This window comes from Tateyamaria rhodophyticola, assembly GCF_047777875.1.
GTDB lineage: Bacteria > Pseudomonadota > Alphaproteobacteria > Rhodobacterales > Rhodobacteraceae > Tateyamaria.
Genome location: NZ_CP180519.1, coordinates 2,377,167 through 2,392,721, shown reverse-complemented (window position 1 = coordinate 2,392,721; position 15,555 = coordinate 2,377,167). Strand labels below are relative to the sequence as shown.

14 protein-coding genes are annotated in these 15,555 nt (G+C 59.6%); 11 read left to right on the top strand and 3 right to left on the bottom strand.

From position 1 onward, the window contains the following. Positions 1–12 precede the first annotated feature (12 nt). Genes ACERHN_RS13395 through ACERHN_RS13385 form a run of 3 tightly spaced genes read right to left on the bottom strand, consistent with a single transcriptional unit; the run spans position 13 to position 5,062 of the window. Positions 13–1,821: an ABC transporter permease gene (locus tag ACERHN_RS13395; RefSeq protein WP_415919517.1), complete on the bottom strand. Its 1,809-nt coding sequence runs from the start codon at positions 1,819–1,821 to the stop codon at positions 13–15. Further along, the gene (locus ACERHN_RS13390) at positions 1,818–2,867 is read right to left on the bottom strand and encodes a quaternary amine ABC transporter ATP-binding protein (protein WP_415919516.1); all 1,050 of its coding nucleotides are present in this window, start codon (positions 2,865–2,867) and stop codon (positions 1,818–1,820) included. The genes ACERHN_RS13395 and ACERHN_RS13390 overlap by 4 nt, the downstream gene beginning before the upstream one ends. Beyond that, on the bottom strand, positions 2,864–5,062 hold the full coding sequence (locus tag ACERHN_RS13385; protein WP_415919515.1) for a DUF1989 domain-containing protein: 2,199 nt from the start codon (positions 5,060–5,062) through the stop codon (positions 2,864–2,866). The genes ACERHN_RS13390 and ACERHN_RS13385 overlap by 4 nt, the downstream gene beginning before the upstream one ends. A 267-nt stretch (positions 5,063–5,329) precedes the next feature. Between ACERHN_RS13385 and ACERHN_RS13380 the strand changes: the two genes are divergently transcribed. From ACERHN_RS13380 to ACERHN_RS13330, 11 genes are all read left to right on the top strand, one after another. Then, on the top strand, positions 5,330–6,301 hold the full coding sequence (locus tag ACERHN_RS13380; RefSeq protein WP_415919514.1) for a LacI family DNA-binding transcriptional regulator: 972 nt from the start codon (positions 5,330–5,332) through the stop codon (positions 6,299–6,301). 519 nt (positions 6,302–6,820) lie between these two features. Then, a complete protein-coding gene (locus tag ACERHN_RS13375) occupies positions 6,821–7,264 on the top strand; it encodes a hypothetical protein (RefSeq protein WP_415919513.1) in 444 nt (147 codons plus the stop codon). Between the two features lie 512 nt (positions 7,265–7,776). After that, a complete protein-coding gene (locus ACERHN_RS13370) occupies positions 7,777–8,706 on the top strand; it encodes a sialate O-acetylesterase (RefSeq protein ID WP_415919512.1) in 930 nt (309 codons plus the stop codon). Positions 8,707–9,046: 340 nt separating this feature from the next. After that, positions 9,047–10,030 carry a GSCFA domain-containing protein gene (locus ACERHN_RS13365; RefSeq protein WP_415919511.1) on the top strand — a complete coding sequence of 328 codons (984 nt, stop codon included), beginning with the start codon at positions 9,047–9,049 and terminating at the stop codon, positions 10,028–10,030. Positions 10,031–10,038: 8 nt separating this feature from the next. Further along, entirely contained in the window at positions 10,039–10,833 is a 795-nt protein-coding gene (locus ACERHN_RS13360) for a hypothetical protein (protein WP_415919510.1), read from the top strand. 144 nt (positions 10,834–10,977) lie between these two features. Further along, positions 10,978–11,556, top strand: a complete 579-nt coding sequence (locus ACERHN_RS13355; RefSeq protein WP_415919509.1) for a hypothetical protein — start codon at positions 10,978–10,980, stop codon at positions 11,554–11,556. Beyond that, entirely contained in the window at positions 11,556–12,224 is a 669-nt protein-coding gene (locus ACERHN_RS13350; protein WP_415919508.1) for an ABC transporter ATP-binding protein, read from the top strand. The genes ACERHN_RS13355 and ACERHN_RS13350 overlap by 1 nt, the downstream gene beginning before the upstream one ends. Then, the gene (locus tag ACERHN_RS13345) at positions 12,221–13,390 is read left to right on the top strand and encodes an ABC transporter permease (protein WP_415919507.1); all 1,170 of its coding nucleotides are present in this window, start codon (positions 12,221–12,223) and stop codon (positions 13,388–13,390) included. Before ACERHN_RS13350 ends, ACERHN_RS13345 begins: the two co-directional genes overlap by 4 nt. Before the next feature lie 15 nt (positions 13,391–13,405). Beyond that, positions 13,406–14,176, top strand: coding sequence for a DUF4198 domain-containing protein (locus tag ACERHN_RS13340; protein ID WP_415919506.1), 771 nt, complete (start codon positions 13,406–13,408; stop codon positions 14,174–14,176). Beyond that, positions 14,173–14,508: a hypothetical protein gene (locus ACERHN_RS13335; protein ID WP_415919505.1), complete on the top strand. Its 336-nt coding sequence runs from the start codon at positions 14,173–14,175 to the stop codon at positions 14,506–14,508. Before ACERHN_RS13340 ends, ACERHN_RS13335 begins: the two co-directional genes overlap by 4 nt. Next, positions 14,496–15,413: a metal ABC transporter substrate-binding protein gene (locus ACERHN_RS13330; RefSeq protein WP_415919504.1), complete on the top strand. Its 918-nt coding sequence runs from the start codon at positions 14,496–14,498 to the stop codon at positions 15,411–15,413. Before ACERHN_RS13335 ends, ACERHN_RS13330 begins: the two co-directional genes overlap by 13 nt. Positions 15,414–15,555 lie beyond the last annotated feature (142 nt).

Here is a 15,555-nt window from a genome sequence, read left to right as displayed (position 1 = left end):
AAGGTTTCGGAACTAGATTCGGCTGAAGGAGTTTCGGATCCCCTTCAGGATGCGGTCGATCATCATCGCGACCAATGCAATGGCAACACCGGCCAGAAGACCCTTGCCGGCGTTGGCATCCCCAAGCGCGGACGTCACAATCGCACCCAGCCCCTCGGCGCCGATAAAGGCCGAGATGGTCGCCATCGACAGCGCAAGCATGATGGTCTGGTTCAGGCCCGCCATGATCGACGGGATCGACATCGGCAATTCGACCTTGCGCAAAAGCTGGCGTTCGGAGGCGCCAAAGGCAAGGGCCGCCTCCTTGGTGCTTTCGGGCACTTGCAGGATGCCGAGGGCCGTCAGTTTGATCATCGGCGGCATGGCAAAGATCACCGTGGCCAGCACCGCGGGGGGCTGCGAAATCCCGAAGAAGGCAACCGCAGGCACAAGATAGCTGAGCGACGGGATCGTCTGCATCACGTCGAGGATGGGTTCGGTGATCCATCGGAACCATTTGTTCTTGGCCATCCAGATCCCGATGGGCAGCCCGACAAAGACACATACGGCGGTGGAGACGACCACCAGCGCCATGGTCTGCATTGCGATTTGCCACAGCTCGAACAGCGCCAGAAACCCGAGTGACGCGCCGACAAAGATGGTTGTCCCGTTGCCCGCAAACGCCCAGCTGAGCGCAAGGAACAGGAAGGCGACCACCGGCCACGGGGTCTGCATGAACGCAACCTCAACCCGGATAAGCGATTGGCGCAACACATTGGTCATCGCGTCAAAGAAACCGGCATATTGCGCCCGCAGCTTGTTGATCCCGATGTCGATGCTTTCGGCAGAGTAGGTAAAGATCGTGACCTTTCGCCCTTCGACAGGGTCCTTGACTTGCGCGATCACCTTGGTGGCGTCCTCGTCACCTGCGGCGATGGCCTCTTCGTCAGCGACCCGGCGATAGGTGATGTCCGCAGGCGGATCGAGACGCGCAAGCGTCGGGAAGTCGTCGATAAAGGCGCAGTCGAACCGGTCAGCGGCCGAGATGGTCTGGAACTCAGTTGCCTGATCGCGTTCGCGTCCCATGTCGCGAATGTCGCGGCGCAGTTGGCTGCGCTCCGCGTTCTGTTCGTCGGTCCGGTTTTCGATCGCGTCGAGGGCGTCGAACCGTGATTGCATGTCGGCAATGTCACCGTCCATCGCGGTCAAAAGTGCTGCCGCATCGGGCACGTCATAGGCAGGCAGCAACTGGTTCACCACCTCGCCTGCGCGCATCTGGTTGAAACAGGCCCGTTCATCCAGGCGCAATTGCGTTGCGCGATATGTCGTGAGCGGTGCGATGATCGCAACGACAAGCAGACCCACCAGCAATCGTTTCATATCCACGCCGCTCGGCACCGCATGATTGATGCGCCAGCGGGAATATTGCGAGAAATACCAGCGGTTTGCACTGCTGCCCATCCAGAGGCGCCCGCCGATAAAGAGGATCGCCGCGGCCCAGCCATAGGTCGTGATCCACGACGAATACCGCGCCACCAGCGTGCTGTTGGCCGCCGCATCCAGCTGCGCTTCTGCCAGAAGAGGCGAGAATTTGATGACCTGCATGAGGCACACTAGGGCCAGCACATCAATGGCCAGCGATACCCAGAACAGCAGCCACACACCGCGCGTCGCGGCCCAGGCCCACGGTAAAATCAGGGCCCATATGTTCTGGTGCCAGCGTGGCAGGCTGCCACGCTGTACCTTTTCGAACACCGGCGCATAATACGCCTCTGCCTGACCGACAAATGTCCCGATGGAGACGTCACGGTCATCGGTTTCACGTTGTTCTGCACCGCTCATGCCTCGGCTCCTCCCTGCAATCCACGCAGCAACGTGTCTTTGGTCACGATTCCGACGACCTTGTCGTCCGACTTGATCAGCACCGGTTTGTCCGAACCGGTGCTGAGGCCGACCAGCGTATCCAGATCGTCCTCGGGCACGGCTTCGGGGCAACCGGTATCAAGGTTGATCCCTGCGTTCTGCGCCATGAAGGCGTCCAGCGGGGTCATGATCTTGGCGGCAGACACCAGTTTGAGGCGCGAAATTCCGGCGACGAAATCCGCGACATAGTCATCCGCAGGCGCGGTCACGATGTCCTCGGCGGTGCCGATCTGTACGATTTCACCGTCTTTCATGATCCCGATGCGGTCTCCCATTCGGATCGCCTCATCAAGATCGTGGGTGATGAAAACGGTGGTTTTCTTGAGGTTCTGGCTGAGACCCAGGAATTCGTCCTGCAGGTTGCGTCGGATGAGCGGATCAAGGGCCGAAAACGGTTCGTCCATGAGCAGGATTTCCGGATCCGCGGCAAGTGCGCGGGCCAATCCGACGCGTTGCTGCATACCGCCGGACAGCTCGGACGGCAGCCTGTCGCCGTAGCCATGCAGCGACACCGTTTCCAAGGCCTGATCCGCCTTTTGCGCCCGGGTGTAACCGTCGATCCCGCGCAATTCGAGGGCAAAGCCGATGTTGTCACGCACGGACCGGTGCGGCAGCAGCGCCATGTTCTGGAACACCATGCCGATCTTGTCGGCGCGCGTGGCGCGCAGCTCTTCGGTTTTCATCCCACCGATGTCTTCGCCCATGATGCGAATGGTGCCCGAGGACGGCTCAATCAGTCGGTTGATGTGCCGCACCAGCGTGGATTTGCCCGATCCCGACAGCCCCATAAGGCAGAAGATCTCTCCCTTATCGACCGAGAATGACGCGTCCTTGACACCAACCACCGCGCTAAAGCGCTCCAGGACTTCCGCCTTTCCAATCCCTTCGGAACGGATCGCGGCCATGGCCTCCGACGCCTTGGTCCCGAAGACCTTCCAGACATTTTCCAGTTCGACAACGCTCATGCACGCGCTCTTTCTCTTTTTGGGTCGACGAAGGGCACAGACGCGACCGAAGCACTCAGCCGTTTCATGCGCCCATCCAACAGACCAACTTCAACTTCATCACCGGGCGTGGCGTGTTCGACCGACAGGCGCGCCATGGCAATGCCATGGCCCAGCGTCGGGGATTTCGTGGCGGACGTGACCTGACCGATCTGCCGTTCCCCTTTGAACACGGGCGATCCGGCCAGTGGTGCGTCATCGGACCGGAAATGGAGCCCGACAAGCGTGCGGCGCTGTGCCTGTGCATTGCGCCGCAGCGCCTCAAGCCCCACAAATGCGTCCTTTTTCAGATCCACCGCAAAACCCAGACCCGCCTCAAATGCGTCATGCCCCGGCGCGAATTCCGCGCCATTGGCAGCAAGGCCCGCCTCGATCCGGATCATCTCAAGTGCTGCGGACCCCATCGGCTTCAGCCCGAACTCCGCACCCGCATCCATCAGCGCATCCCACAGCGGCAGCGCGCCGTCCGGTGCGCAAAAAAGCTCATAGCCCAACTCACCGGTATAGCCGGTGCGTGTCAGCAGAAACGGCACGCCATCGCGATCATTCAGCCGCCCGATTGTCGCCCCGAACCATTTCAGTTGATCCAGATTGGGAACATGCGGCTGCGTGAACAGAACCTTGCGCAGGATGTCGCGTGATTTCGGCCCTTGCAGCGCAAGATTGGGCAGCGCGCCTTGCAGATCATGAATGCGCACCTGCAAATCATGCTCTGCCGCCAGTTGCGTCAGCCATCGACCGCTTTCTTCGGACCCACAGCACCAGCGGAACAGGTGATCGGACAGACGGAACAGCGTGCCGTCATCAATCACCTCGCCACTGACATCACAGAGAAGCGCATAGGTGCCGCGCCACACCCCCAGCTTGCCGATGTCCCGCGTCATGGCCAGTTGAAGCAGCGCCTCGGCATCCGGGCCGATGATGTCGAACTTGCGCAATCCGCTCATGTCCTGAAGCGTCGCAGCCTCGCGGCAGGCCCAGTATTCGCCCAAGGTGCCATAGCTTGGAAAGCTGATCGGCGCCCACAGGTCGCGCGCGGGCGCGAATTGATCCGTCAGGGGGCTCAGCCGCGCGTGAAAGGCGGAAGTCTGCGATATCTGCATCGGCGCGTCTTCTTTCCTGCGGTAGGCAACAGCCCGCATGATCTTTGTCTCGGGCTTGTAGATGCGCACGTGGACATCCGTCGGGTTCCAGCCGTTGATCGGGTCAATGTCATCCGGACATGCCGTGGAGACACACACAAGGTCATCAAGGGCAGTCATGGCCACATAATCCCCCGCACGCGACCAGGATTCCGCCGTTTGCAGGCTGTGGTGATGGTCCACCCAAGTGTTCCAGAAGAAATTGATCGCGGGCCAGCCTGAACGCGGTTTGACACCGAACGGTGCCATGGCCTGCGAGATATTGTCAGAGCAATTCACATGGCCGGGAAATCCGCGTTCTTCATATCCGCGCGCGGTGCACGCCAGCCCGAACGTGTCGTGCCGCCCGCATGTGTCCTGAAGCACCTGCAAAACAGGTGCCAGTTCCCCATCGTAAAACTTGTCGAAAAGACCCGGGCCGGGAAAGGAGCGGCGCACCATGGATCGCGTCGCCGTGCCGTCGATCATATGTTCGGCGCCCGCATCCAGTGTCCGTGCGCGGAACGCCTGAAAGTCCGAACATTGCTGCCCCATCACGTCAATGATTTGCAGGGTTTCACCCTTGCGCAGCTCGTAGGCACGCGCGGTCGCGCGGCCCACGGTGAACTCGTCCCGAACGTCGCCCAACGGCTCCGGCAGCACTGGTGCTGCATCGGCCCGCTTCACACTGATATCCACCGCTTCGACGGTGCGTCCTTCGATCAGATCCTCCCGAGGCAAGGGGCGGATCAGGACGAGATCGCACGCTACCGGTGCTGCGAGAACAAGTGCCTCATCCAGCCCTTCGACCTGCGTGGCCACAAGGTGGCCGCTGGTGTCAAACCCAAGTGCGGAAAGCCAGCCGGACAGAGGCGAATCGTCAAAATCAGCGCTGTCCAAAGGCACGGCCTCCGGAAGGCCAAAGCGCGGCTCCAGACGGTCCCCGCGCGCCCCAAATGCCATCAATGCGACCGCGCCGCCAAACGGATCATCGCCGATCCGAACGACATCTCCTTGGGACAGTTTGAGCCGCAAACATCCCCGTGGCGGCAGGCTGTGGTGTATCGGAGCGGCGGAATCAGGGAACCCGGCAAACAAACGTCCCTGAACCCGCCTGCCCACGGTCGCGAAGCTTTGGATGACCTTTTGGTCGAGCAAGTTGATTCTCCGCGCCCCTGCGTGAAACCAGTTACATCAGCATCTGTAACTAGTTTCATATGTCAAGAATTACGTGTTGCGCCGTGTTTACCCAATCGTAAAGATACCGTTATGACCGATCAGCGGGCAAAGCGCCGAAACAATATGCGAGACGTTGCCCGCCAGGCTGGCGTTTCCGTTGCGACCGTCTCGCGGGTGCTGAACGGCACCAGCCCCGTGGCCGCAGCGACCAGGGAACGTGTGGAAGCCGCCGTTGATGCCTTGCGATTTGTCCCGAGCCCACTTGCACGGGCCATCAACAGTGGTCGCACGCACATCGTCGGCGCCCTGGTTCCGACGCTGGACCACGCCATTTTCGCGCGCTACCTGAATGCGCTGGAAGAGGAATTGAACACCTGTGGCCTATCCCTGATCGTGGCGACGACTGGCGGTGATCCGGCGGTCGAAATACGGCGCGCCGAAGAGCTGATGAACCTCGGTGTGGAGGGGCTGATCGTCTCGGGCGTGCACCACGGCCCGGACTTCTCACACCGTGTGCAGCGGCGCGGATTGCCCGTCATTGCCACGTCCTATTTCGCACCTGGACACGAATTCCCGACCATCGGCTATGACAATGCCGAAATCGCGCGCATGGCGCTGGATCACCTCACTGATCTGGGGCACCGCAACATTGCCGTGCTGCATGGTCCTGTCGACACGAACGACCGCACCTTGGCCCGGATCGAGACCTTGCGCGCGCATGCGCCGGCACACACGGTGTTTGTCGAACGGGCGCTGCTTTATGATGAGGCCGCGCACAGCGTGCAAGAACTGGTGCGGTCTGTCGACGGGCTGACGGCATTGCTGTGCGTGTCGGATGTGTTGGCTCTGGGTGCCTTGTTTGGGTTGCAGTCCATGGGTGTGGCGGTGCCGGACAGCATTTCCGTCATCGGGATGGAGGATCTGCCCGCCTCATCCACGACGTCACCGGCGTTGACGAGCATCAGTTTGCCGCTGGACGACATGGGGCGTGAGACGGCGCGCGCGCTGCACCACTGGATTGAACACGGTGCACGCCCGGAGGCGATCAAACTGCCATCGCAACTCGTGGTGCGCAGCACGACCCGTGGGACGTAACGGTCCGGGACGGCCCGCCGATCACACGCACAGCACAGTATCGAAGTGAGATCGCGATCGCCACGCCGCAGGCCTGCGCAATCCGTTGAAACGAAAGGGGCGCTCTGAAAGGCTGTTTCGGTGCACCCATGTTGTTCGTGCCCGGTTTCTGGGGCAAGGGCGGCGGCATCGACCTTGCACCGAGGATCACACGCTTCCGCGAAAAATGCCGTAAAATCCAAAGACCTGCGCTTGCTTATGGGCTAAGTTTAAATCGTGATCTGCCTGCCCCAAATTGGGGTTTCGCAGCGTGATCAACTTGTGGACTAGGCGATGCCGATTTTGTCGACAACGGGTGAGCGTATTGTCGGAATTGATCTGCGGATCGATCCGTCAAGGGCCGTGCGGCTCAGAGACCGATGGGGTGACATGGCGTCATGGTCACTCTGGCCTGAAGCTCCGTTTGGATGTTCTGCCGATACAGCCGTCTGGCCAAGCGCCTTTTCAAAGGCCGAAGACCATACGCTGCCGAATGCCATCATGATCGATGCAAGCGAGGCCGCTTATTGGCGCGCCACGACGATGTGGCGGGATGTTGGCGAATTGACCCAGCACACAATGCCGCTTCCATACGCTACCGAACTGATCGCACTGGGGCTGGAGAACAGCGCACAGGAGGATGAAAGGATTGCCCGGGACGGGTTGATGGCTCAGCTTTGCAAAACAGGCGTCTCGGATGAGACGGCACAAATGGAGGCACGGCTTTTGGGCTTTGACATCACTGAGGAGTTGAGCACGGCCCTGTTTCGCAGCCCTCGACCTGAACGGCTGCGCGACGTTACCATCCCGCGCAGCGCGGCCGGGTTGATACCGGACCGCGACACTGCCAAGTCAATACGTCCGCATTTGGAAGCAGCTGACCGCGGTGCACCGCCGCTGTTGATCGTGTCGGTGTGGTCCTTGGGTGAACAGGTCGCAACCTGATACGAGTTGGCGACCCCGCAGCGCATGGCGACAAAATCGTCGCGGACGTGCCCCCCGATCACCGACAACGGACCGAGACTGTGCATCGTTGATCAGCTTTGCCTGCACACATCTGCTTAACGCGCGACGCCCACGCGGTCGGACGAGCCGGAGCAAAAAGCATCTCCGTGGATCTGTCGTGCCCCGGCACGCGACGCCGGAAGAACGGCCGAACACCCGAACGGTATCCGCTCAGTACTTAAGCGGTATTTGTATCTATTATTATTAAAATTCTTTAATGCCTATGAAAACTAGCCAGCGCTTAATAAATTTTCGAAGCGACTATTCCTTGTATATCAGAATTTCTATCTCTCCAGTAAACCTACATAAATTTAAATTTGATTTTACAAAAATTCGCTTAAACTTCGCAAATACCAAACAATTATCTAAGTTAAGAAAATGTATATGCTGTTGTTAGCCAAGGTTTAAACTATCTCGGTTAGCCAAGCCTCATATCGGAGGTTTGGTAAATTATGTCAGTTCCAGTCTTTATTCTCGCAGGCCAAAGCAATGTTGGCTTTCTTTCGGATGACATTGAAAATGCCCTGATTGCGCAATACGGCGCGGGAAATTACGAACTCATTCGTGTTTTTGACGCCGGTGGGCCTCTAACTCGTGAAAGAGACGATCGACTGGACTGGAGCGATCCGGACGAGCTTCGAGAGGAACTGACATTCGAAACCGTCAATGCGCTGCTTGAGGATGATGATCGCGTCTTCGGTGGAATGATCTGGGTCCAAGGGGAAGCCGACACATTCTTTGCGGGTGGCGCCAGCGAATATGGCGACGAACTCGATGCGTTGATCGACGGATTCCGCGAAGATGTCGAAGCGGCCCTTGGTGAAACTGACGTTGGCATGAACGAAGCGCAGGTCACGATCCTCGAGCTCTCCAACAATGCGCCCGCAGCGCCGGACCGCATCGGCTGGGACACTGTCATTGAAGGCCAAAGAGACGTGGCAGAAAACGATGCCTTCGTTCAAACGCTCGATCCGGACACCGTTGCAGAAGACGCGGGCGTCGCGGCTGGGGACATGTTTGAGGACAGCCTGCACTACGCCGAAGATTTTGGCGCCATTCTGGCGGAAGAACTGGTGCAGACACTGGTTGAGCCGGTTGAGGACATCACGGATGGCGAAACCGGCGACAATGGCACGGACGACCCGACAATCCCCGATGCTCCGGTCGATGATGAGACCGCCGGCGACCCGGTTTTGCCGGGTGACGGCGGGACAGGTGACGACCCCGTGCTTCCCGTCATCCCCATTGATGAAGGCGGCCTGGGTGACGAAGATCTGGACGCCGAGGCCAGCGAAGAAGAGGCTGATGACGGTGGGTTTGGGTTCGAAGCCATCCTGTTCCTGTTGCCTCTTGTCCCGCTGCTCGCAGCGCTTGGTGGATAGGGTCGCCGCAGGATACACGACTGTCTAACAGGGGTTGAACGAACGCCTGGTACGGTCTTTTCCGGTGGTCCTTTTGCAGCTTACCGAGGGGCCAAGCGCGGCACGAGTGCGGCGTTGCGGCCCATGCATGCCCCACGTTCAAACCCGGTCTCCGCACGGACATCTGCGCCGCTCGCACGCCATGGTGCGTTTGAAAGTTGGCGCTTGACTACGCATCGGCCTCGTTTGCACATTGTCGTTGTCCACGTGTTCGGAAAGGTGACCGATGCCATACGCCTCCCAAGGCCAATCAGCGTTTTGGAAGGCCTGTCGCGAAAGCGATGACTTTCTTTCAGGGCACATGTTCTCGCCCCGCCATCAGCTGACCCCCGGCGACCGGATCGCGACAGCGGGAAGCTGTTTTGCGCAAAACATCGGTGCATATGTCAAACGATCAGAGCTGGAACTGGTCGATGTGGAACCCGCACCATACGGGATGCCGCCGCATGTCGCCAAGGCCTATGGCTATGATTTGTTCTCTGCACGCTATGGAAACATCTACACGGCGCGGCAATTGCGGCAACTGCTGGTCGACAGCATTACCGGCGATGTTCATGACGCGGCCGTTTGGGCGGATAGCGACGTTTACTTTGACGGGCTCCGGCCCAATGTGGAACCAAAAGGCTATGCCAGCATCGATGACCTGCGGATCCATCGACGCGACCATCTGAGCCGGGTCAGATCGATTTTCGAACACACCGACGTGTTTGTATTCACCCTTGGTCTGACAGAAACGTGGCAAGACACGAAAACTGGCCTCGTCTTCCCGACTGCGCCGGGTGTGGTGGCGGGACAGTATGATCCCGCCGCGCATTCATTCGTGAACCTGCGCTTTGCCGAGGTTCTGGAAGACATGAATATTGCGCTCGAATTGATGCGCGATTTTGCCAGCGACATCCGCGTCCTGCTGACAGTGTCCCCCGTTCCGCTGACTGCAACAGCCACGCAAAATCATATCCTCGCCGCGACCACATATTCCAAATCCGTGCTGCGCGCCGTGGCAGAGGAACTCACGCTGCAGCACGAATTTGTCGATTACTTTCCGTCCTATGAGTTGGTGACCGGCACGCCCTTTATCGCCAACGCCTACACATCAAACCTGCGCACGGTCCGCCGCGACGCAGTGGACCGGGTGATGTCCGTGTTCTTCAATTCCTTCGACAGCCTGGAAAAGGTCGAAGCGGCGGACGTCACGCCCGTTGCCACCTTCGATACCAACGATATTGAGGAGCAAGATGCATTGATCTGCGAAGAAATGCTTTTAGAGGTATTTGCAGAAAAATGAAGCTATGCATGATTGGTGACAGTCACCTCACAATGATGCTGGAGGCGAACAAGGCATTCTATTCAGATAAGCTGGAGATTGCGCCGATCACATGGCCCCGGCAATATGTGGATCAATTTGCCTTTTCTGGAACAGAATTGATGGCACAGGGCGACGCATTGGCGCATTTCTGGAAAGGATGCGGCCTGAACCCAACCGTGGATGCCGCGCAATTTGATGCGGTTGTCTTTGTTTCACGCACTGTGACTGCATTCAATATATTCACCATCCTTCAGGATTATGTCGTTTCAAACTGGAACGGCGCACGTGATGCAATTAAATCTCTAAAATCCATGATACATTCCCCAAGCAATCGGCGCCTCATGACACCTGCCGCGTTTGAAGAATGCATGATCGGAATAATCCAGAGCGATTTCACCTATCGCATCGCCGCGCAGCTGCGCGAACACTGCACGGTGCCCATCTTTGTCGTGCCGCCGCCCTATCTTGCCGAAAGGACGCTCAAACACCGACCCCACCTGACCGGGCTGAAGCGCATCCTGCACAACGATGATGGATCCGTTTTTGCCGAAAGCTACACCGCAGCACATCACAGCGCGTTTGCGCGTATTCCGGACGTGTCTGTCCTGACCCAACCGGATCAGACCGTTACAAGAGGGTGCCTGACCAAGGAGACATACCGCGCAGGTGCAAAACGGTTCGGAACCGATGATGCCCACCGCGAGGATGATGTCATGCATGCGGGGCCCGCATTTGGCAAACTCTGTCTGGATCGCATCACGGCAGCCATGGCCGAACTGTGATCACTTGCGCGGGCGACCCGGGGCAGGAAACAGCCTCACTGTCCGCAGTGTGATGGCAATCGGCCCCCGTAGTGCTTGCACTTTCCATGTATCTCGAACAGTTTGAACGCCGACCGATGCGCTGGCAGCCCGAGTGTTTGAACTGTGAAACCCACATACAAGATTGCGGCCTTGGTTTTGGCGGGCGTCCTTGCGGCTGGTGTTGCCGTTCTGTGGCCCAACGCGGCCCGGATTTCGGAGACGGAGACGTTTTCAGCGCCCGGGCTTGATCCACTTTCCATCACCGAGGCCGAGACGCAGTTCTGGGGGCTGACACCCGCGCTGTTGCTGGTGGTTTACGAAGCCTTTGGTGAGACGCAGGAGGATGCGATCTATGACACGCTGGCGCGCGTGACCCATGGTGAGGCGCTTGAATACCTCTACCTGGAACGCGTGGGCGCGATGAAGGGCGGCGGGCTTGATGAAGGGGATCAGACGATCCACGAGATCAAGCTGCTGAACACACAGGTCGCCCGCGACAACAGCGCGCTTTTGATCGACGCGTCATGGCAGGTCATTGGCACCGTCGGTCATGCGGAACACATGCACGTGCGGGGCAACACCTATAGCGCCGATTTGACTGTGGCGCCCGTTGACGGCGCGTGGCGGATCACCGATTTCGAGCTGCTTGATGTCAACCGGGACAACGCGGGCGAAACCTTCCCTGCCCCGCAGACAAACTGATGGTGCGGGTTGAAAACCTCGGCTTTGGCTACGGTGCTGGCGGGTTTCGCCTGCGCGTCCCGGAGTTTTCGCTGGGTGACACAGAGCGGGTGGCCGTCGTGGGCCCCAGCGGCAGTGGAAAGACGACCCTTCTCAACCTGATCGCGGGGATCCTGACGCCGGAAACCGGACATATCGAGGTCGCGGGCACTGTGGTCTCGGGGTTGTCAGATGCCGAACGCCGCAGGTTCCGCGCCAGCCAGATCGGATTTGTGTTTCAGGATTTCGCGCTTCTCGACTACCTGTCTGCCCGGCAGAACATCTTTTACCCGTACCGGATCACCCCCGCGCTGAAACTGGATGCGGCGGCACGCGACCGGGCGGAATGGCTGGCCGCGGCCTGCGGGATCGGCGACAAACTGGACCGGCACCCCGGCGGACTGAGCCAGGGCGAACAGCAGCGCGTCGCCATCTGCCGCGCGCTGATCACGCAGCCCAAGCTGATCCTGTCCGATGAGGCAACCGGAAATCTTGATCCCGACAGCAAGGCGCGGATCCTTGATCTGTTGTTTGAACAGGCGGCCGAAGCCGGGGCTGCCGTGCTCGCCGTGACCCATGATCACGAGCTGCTGCCGCGGTTCGAACGCGTTCTGGATTTTGCGCAGTTCCGGGAACGGACGGTGGCATGAACGCGCTGTTTCTTGCCTTTTCCTACTTGCGCTATCACTGGGCGCAAAGCCTTGTGCTGGTTGCTGTGGCTGCGCTCATCATGATCGTTCCGGTCGCCACACAGACCCTGCTGGCGACCAGTGAACGCGCGCTTGTCGCGCGGGGCGAGGCAACGCCGCTTTTGCTGGGCAGTCGCGGGTCGCAGCTGGATCTGACCATGGCTGCGCTTTACTTTTCCGACGAACGACCGGAACCCGTCGCGATGCGGCAGGTCGAGGCGGTCTGGGACAGCGGTCTGGGCGTGCCGATCCCGGTGCACACGGCCTTTTCCTCCGGCGGTTTCCGGATCGTGGGGACGACACTCGATTATTTCGACTTTCGCCAATTGTCGCCGGCAACCGGCCGTGGCCTGTCCCTGCTGGGCGATGCGGTGATCGGGGCCGATGTCGCGCGCACCCTGAGAAAGGGCGTGGGGGACACCCTCGTCTCCGCCCCGGAGAACCTCTTTGATCTCGACGGTGTCTACCCGCTTGAAATGCCGATTGTCGGGGTCCTTGCGCCGACAAATTCGCCCGACGATCAAGCCATTTTTGTCGATATCAAAACGGCCTGGGTCATTCAGGGTATCGGGCATGGCCACGAAGATGTGGTGACCGCCGCGCAAGTCGCCGAAGGTACAGATGCCTTGGCCAATGCTGCCGTCGTGCAATACCAGCGGATCACGGACGACAACATCGAAAGCTTCCATTTTCATGGCAGTCAGGATGACTTTCCCACATCTGCGGTGATCGTTGTGCCCAATGACACGCGGGCGCGCACGATTTTGAAAGGGCGGTACCTTGATGGTGCCTTGCCCGTGCAACTGGTCGAACCGGCACAGGTGATCCAGGGGTTGGTCGACCGGATTTTCCGGATCAAGTCCTTGCTGGATGTCGTGACGGCGATCATCGCGATTGCTGCGGTCGCGGCTGTCGGGCTTGCCGTATTCCTGAGCTATCGTCTGCGCGCACGCGAAACCGCGACCGCCGTGAAACTGGGCGCGCAGCGCGGTATGGTCCTGCGCCTCTTGGCGGCAGAAACTGTGACGCTATTGTTGATTGCAGGAGGCCTTGCCGCGGTCGGTGCTGCGATCGTTGCGCATAATGCAGACGCGTGGGTGGGTTGGCTGCTCACCTTGGGCACATAACCAACAGGAGGTTCCATGAAACGACGTTTTTTGGCTGTAGCATCTGGTGCTTTTATCGCCGCATCCCCCGTGCTGGCACATTACGGCATGATCATCCCGAACGATCCGATGATCAGCCAGCAAGACGGGCGGAGCGTCGCGCTCACCATGTCGTTTTCGCATCCCTTCGAGATGGATGGCATGATGCTCGACACGCCTGCGTCGTTCACCGTCACCCATGAGGGATCGACAACGGACCTGCTTGGCAGCTTGCAGGATGCAACGGTCATGGACGAACAGGGCTTTACGCTCAATTACCCGTTGGAGCGGCCCGGCACTTACGTCTTTGCCATGGAACCGCAGCCCTATTGGGAACCCGCCGAAGACGCGTTCATCATCCACTATACCAAGACCTACGTGACCGCCTATGGCGATGATGAGGGGTGGGATACCGAACTTGGCCTCAAGACCGAGATCGTGCCACTCTCCAAGCCCTTCGGCCTTTGGGAACACAACGTGTTTCAGGGGATCGTGAAAATGGATGGTGCCGCGGTGCCCTATGCAGAGGTTGAGGTTGAGTTTTTCAACGACGGCGCAGGCGCAACGGCACCTGATGACCTGATGATCACCCAAACCGTAAAAGCGGACGCAAATGGCGTCTTTACCTATGCGCCGCCGTCCGATGGCTGGTGGGGTTTTGCAGCGCTCAACACGGCCGATTACACGTTGCCGCAAGACGGCGCAGACAAGGCGGTCGAGCTGGGCGCCGTGATCTGGGTCCACTTCGAAGCGTGGACAGGCCAATGATCCGGGCGCTGGCCGTTGCAGCCGGTTTCGTCGTCGCACCGATTGGCGCGGCGGCGCATCAGCTTGTGGTGTTTGCTTCCGTGAACTGCGAAGCGGTGACGGTCGAGGCAAAGTTTTCCAGCGGGCGCGTGACGCAAAAAGGCGATGTACGGGTGCTGGACGGCGCAAACAACCTGCTCACGACCCTGTCACTGAACAGCGACGGCACAGCGCGTGTGCCCTTGGCAGATGTCGACCACTCCAGCGGGCTGGTCATAGAGGTCGATACAGGCAGTCATGACAATTACTGGATCGTGACACCGGAGGATATTGCGCGCAAATGCGGAAGCTGAGTTGGACACATATCGGGGCGCGCCTGTGCGCGCTTGCTCTGGCGTTGATATGCGCAACCGCAGCCACGGCCGAGGAGAAACCGCGCGTCGTTACGGTCAATCAGGCGCTGCACGATTTGGCCGAGAGGCTCAGCGATGGTGCCGCAGATATCGTGTTTCCCGTGCCCCAAGGCGTTGATCCGTCGTTCTGGCGTCCGGCGATTGCGGATATCAGCATGATACAATCGGCAGACCTGATCCTGCTGAACGGTGCGGGATTCGCCACATGGATTGATCGTGTGTCGCTGCCGCGGTCGCGGATCGTGAACACCTCTGCTGCGATCACAGACCGGTTCATCGTCACGCAAAGCATTACGCACAGTCACGGCGACGGGGGTGAGCATTCGCATGAAGGGGTGGCGTCGTATACATGGCTCGACCCGACGCTGGCCATCGCGCAGGCCGAAGCCATCGCGGCGGCATTCATCGCCCGCGACCTCGCCCCAGCGGAGGCGGTGGAGGCGCAGTTGGCCGCGCTCCGCGCTGATCTCACCGCGTTGGACACCACGGCCCGGGATGCCCTGAACGGTCTTGCCGGCACCTCGATCATCGCGACGCATCCCCGTTATCAGTATTTTGCGGCGCGGTATGGTTTGACGATTTCATCGCTCGAATGGGAGGCGGGAGCCATGCCGACAGACGCCCAGTTTGCCGAGTTGAAGCGTCTGTCCGAGGAACAGAATGCGCAGATCCTGATTTGGGAAGCGCAACCACCTGCGGAGGCGCTGGCCGCAGTGGAACGCCTTGGGCTGCAAAGCGTGATCTTTGAGCCCGGGGCCGTGCAAGGGTCGCTTGGCACGTTTATCGAAGCCTACGCTCAAGCCGTTTCCGATCTGTCCGATGCCGCGCGCCTGACTTCGAATTGAACCGTATCCAAGCCCCGTGCGTCAGGAGCCCTGCGTTGCCGGCCGCCACACACTGGCACGATAACAATCCACGTCCCCCCGCTGGGCGCGTCACCTCACGGACGCGCGGATGCTTGCCTTTTCCACGGCAGCCATATAATTA

Excerpts from the sequence above, each read along its gene's own strand:
- ACERHN_RS13395 (WP_415919517.1), bottom strand. The coding sequence starts at position 1,821 with ATGAGCGGTGCAGAACAACGTGAAACCGATGACCGTGACGTCTCCATC.
- ACERHN_RS13390 (WP_415919516.1), bottom strand. The coding sequence starts at position 2,867 with ATGAGCGTTGTCGAACTGGAAAATGTCTGGAAGGTCTTCGGGACCAAG.
- ACERHN_RS13380 (WP_415919514.1), top strand. The coding sequence starts at position 5,330 with ATGCGAGACGTTGCCCGCCAGGCTGGCGTTTCCGTTGCGACCGTCTCG.
- ACERHN_RS13375 (WP_415919513.1), top strand. The coding sequence starts at position 6,821 with ATGATCGATGCAAGCGAGGCCGCTTATTGGCGCGCCACGACGATGTGG.
- ACERHN_RS13370 (WP_415919512.1), top strand. The coding sequence starts at position 7,777 with ATGTCAGTTCCAGTCTTTATTCTCGCAGGCCAAAGCAATGTTGGCTTT.
- ACERHN_RS13365 (WP_415919511.1), top strand. The coding sequence starts at position 9,047 with ATGTTCTCGCCCCGCCATCAGCTGACCCCCGGCGACCGGATCGCGACA.
- ACERHN_RS13360 (WP_415919510.1), top strand. The coding sequence starts at position 10,039 with ATGATTGGTGACAGTCACCTCACAATGATGCTGGAGGCGAACAAGGCA.
- ACERHN_RS13350 (WP_415919508.1), top strand. The coding sequence starts at position 11,556 with ATGGTGCGGGTTGAAAACCTCGGCTTTGGCTACGGTGCTGGCGGGTTT.
- ACERHN_RS13345 (WP_415919507.1), top strand. The coding sequence starts at position 12,221 with ATGAACGCGCTGTTTCTTGCCTTTTCCTACTTGCGCTATCACTGGGCG.
- ACERHN_RS13340 (WP_415919506.1), top strand. The coding sequence starts at position 13,406 with ATGAAACGACGTTTTTTGGCTGTAGCATCTGGTGCTTTTATCGCCGCA.
- ACERHN_RS13335 (WP_415919505.1), top strand. The coding sequence starts at position 14,173 with ATGATCCGGGCGCTGGCCGTTGCAGCCGGTTTCGTCGTCGCACCGATT.
- ACERHN_RS13330 (WP_415919504.1), top strand. The coding sequence starts at position 14,496 with ATGCGGAAGCTGAGTTGGACACATATCGGGGCGCGCCTGTGCGCGCTT.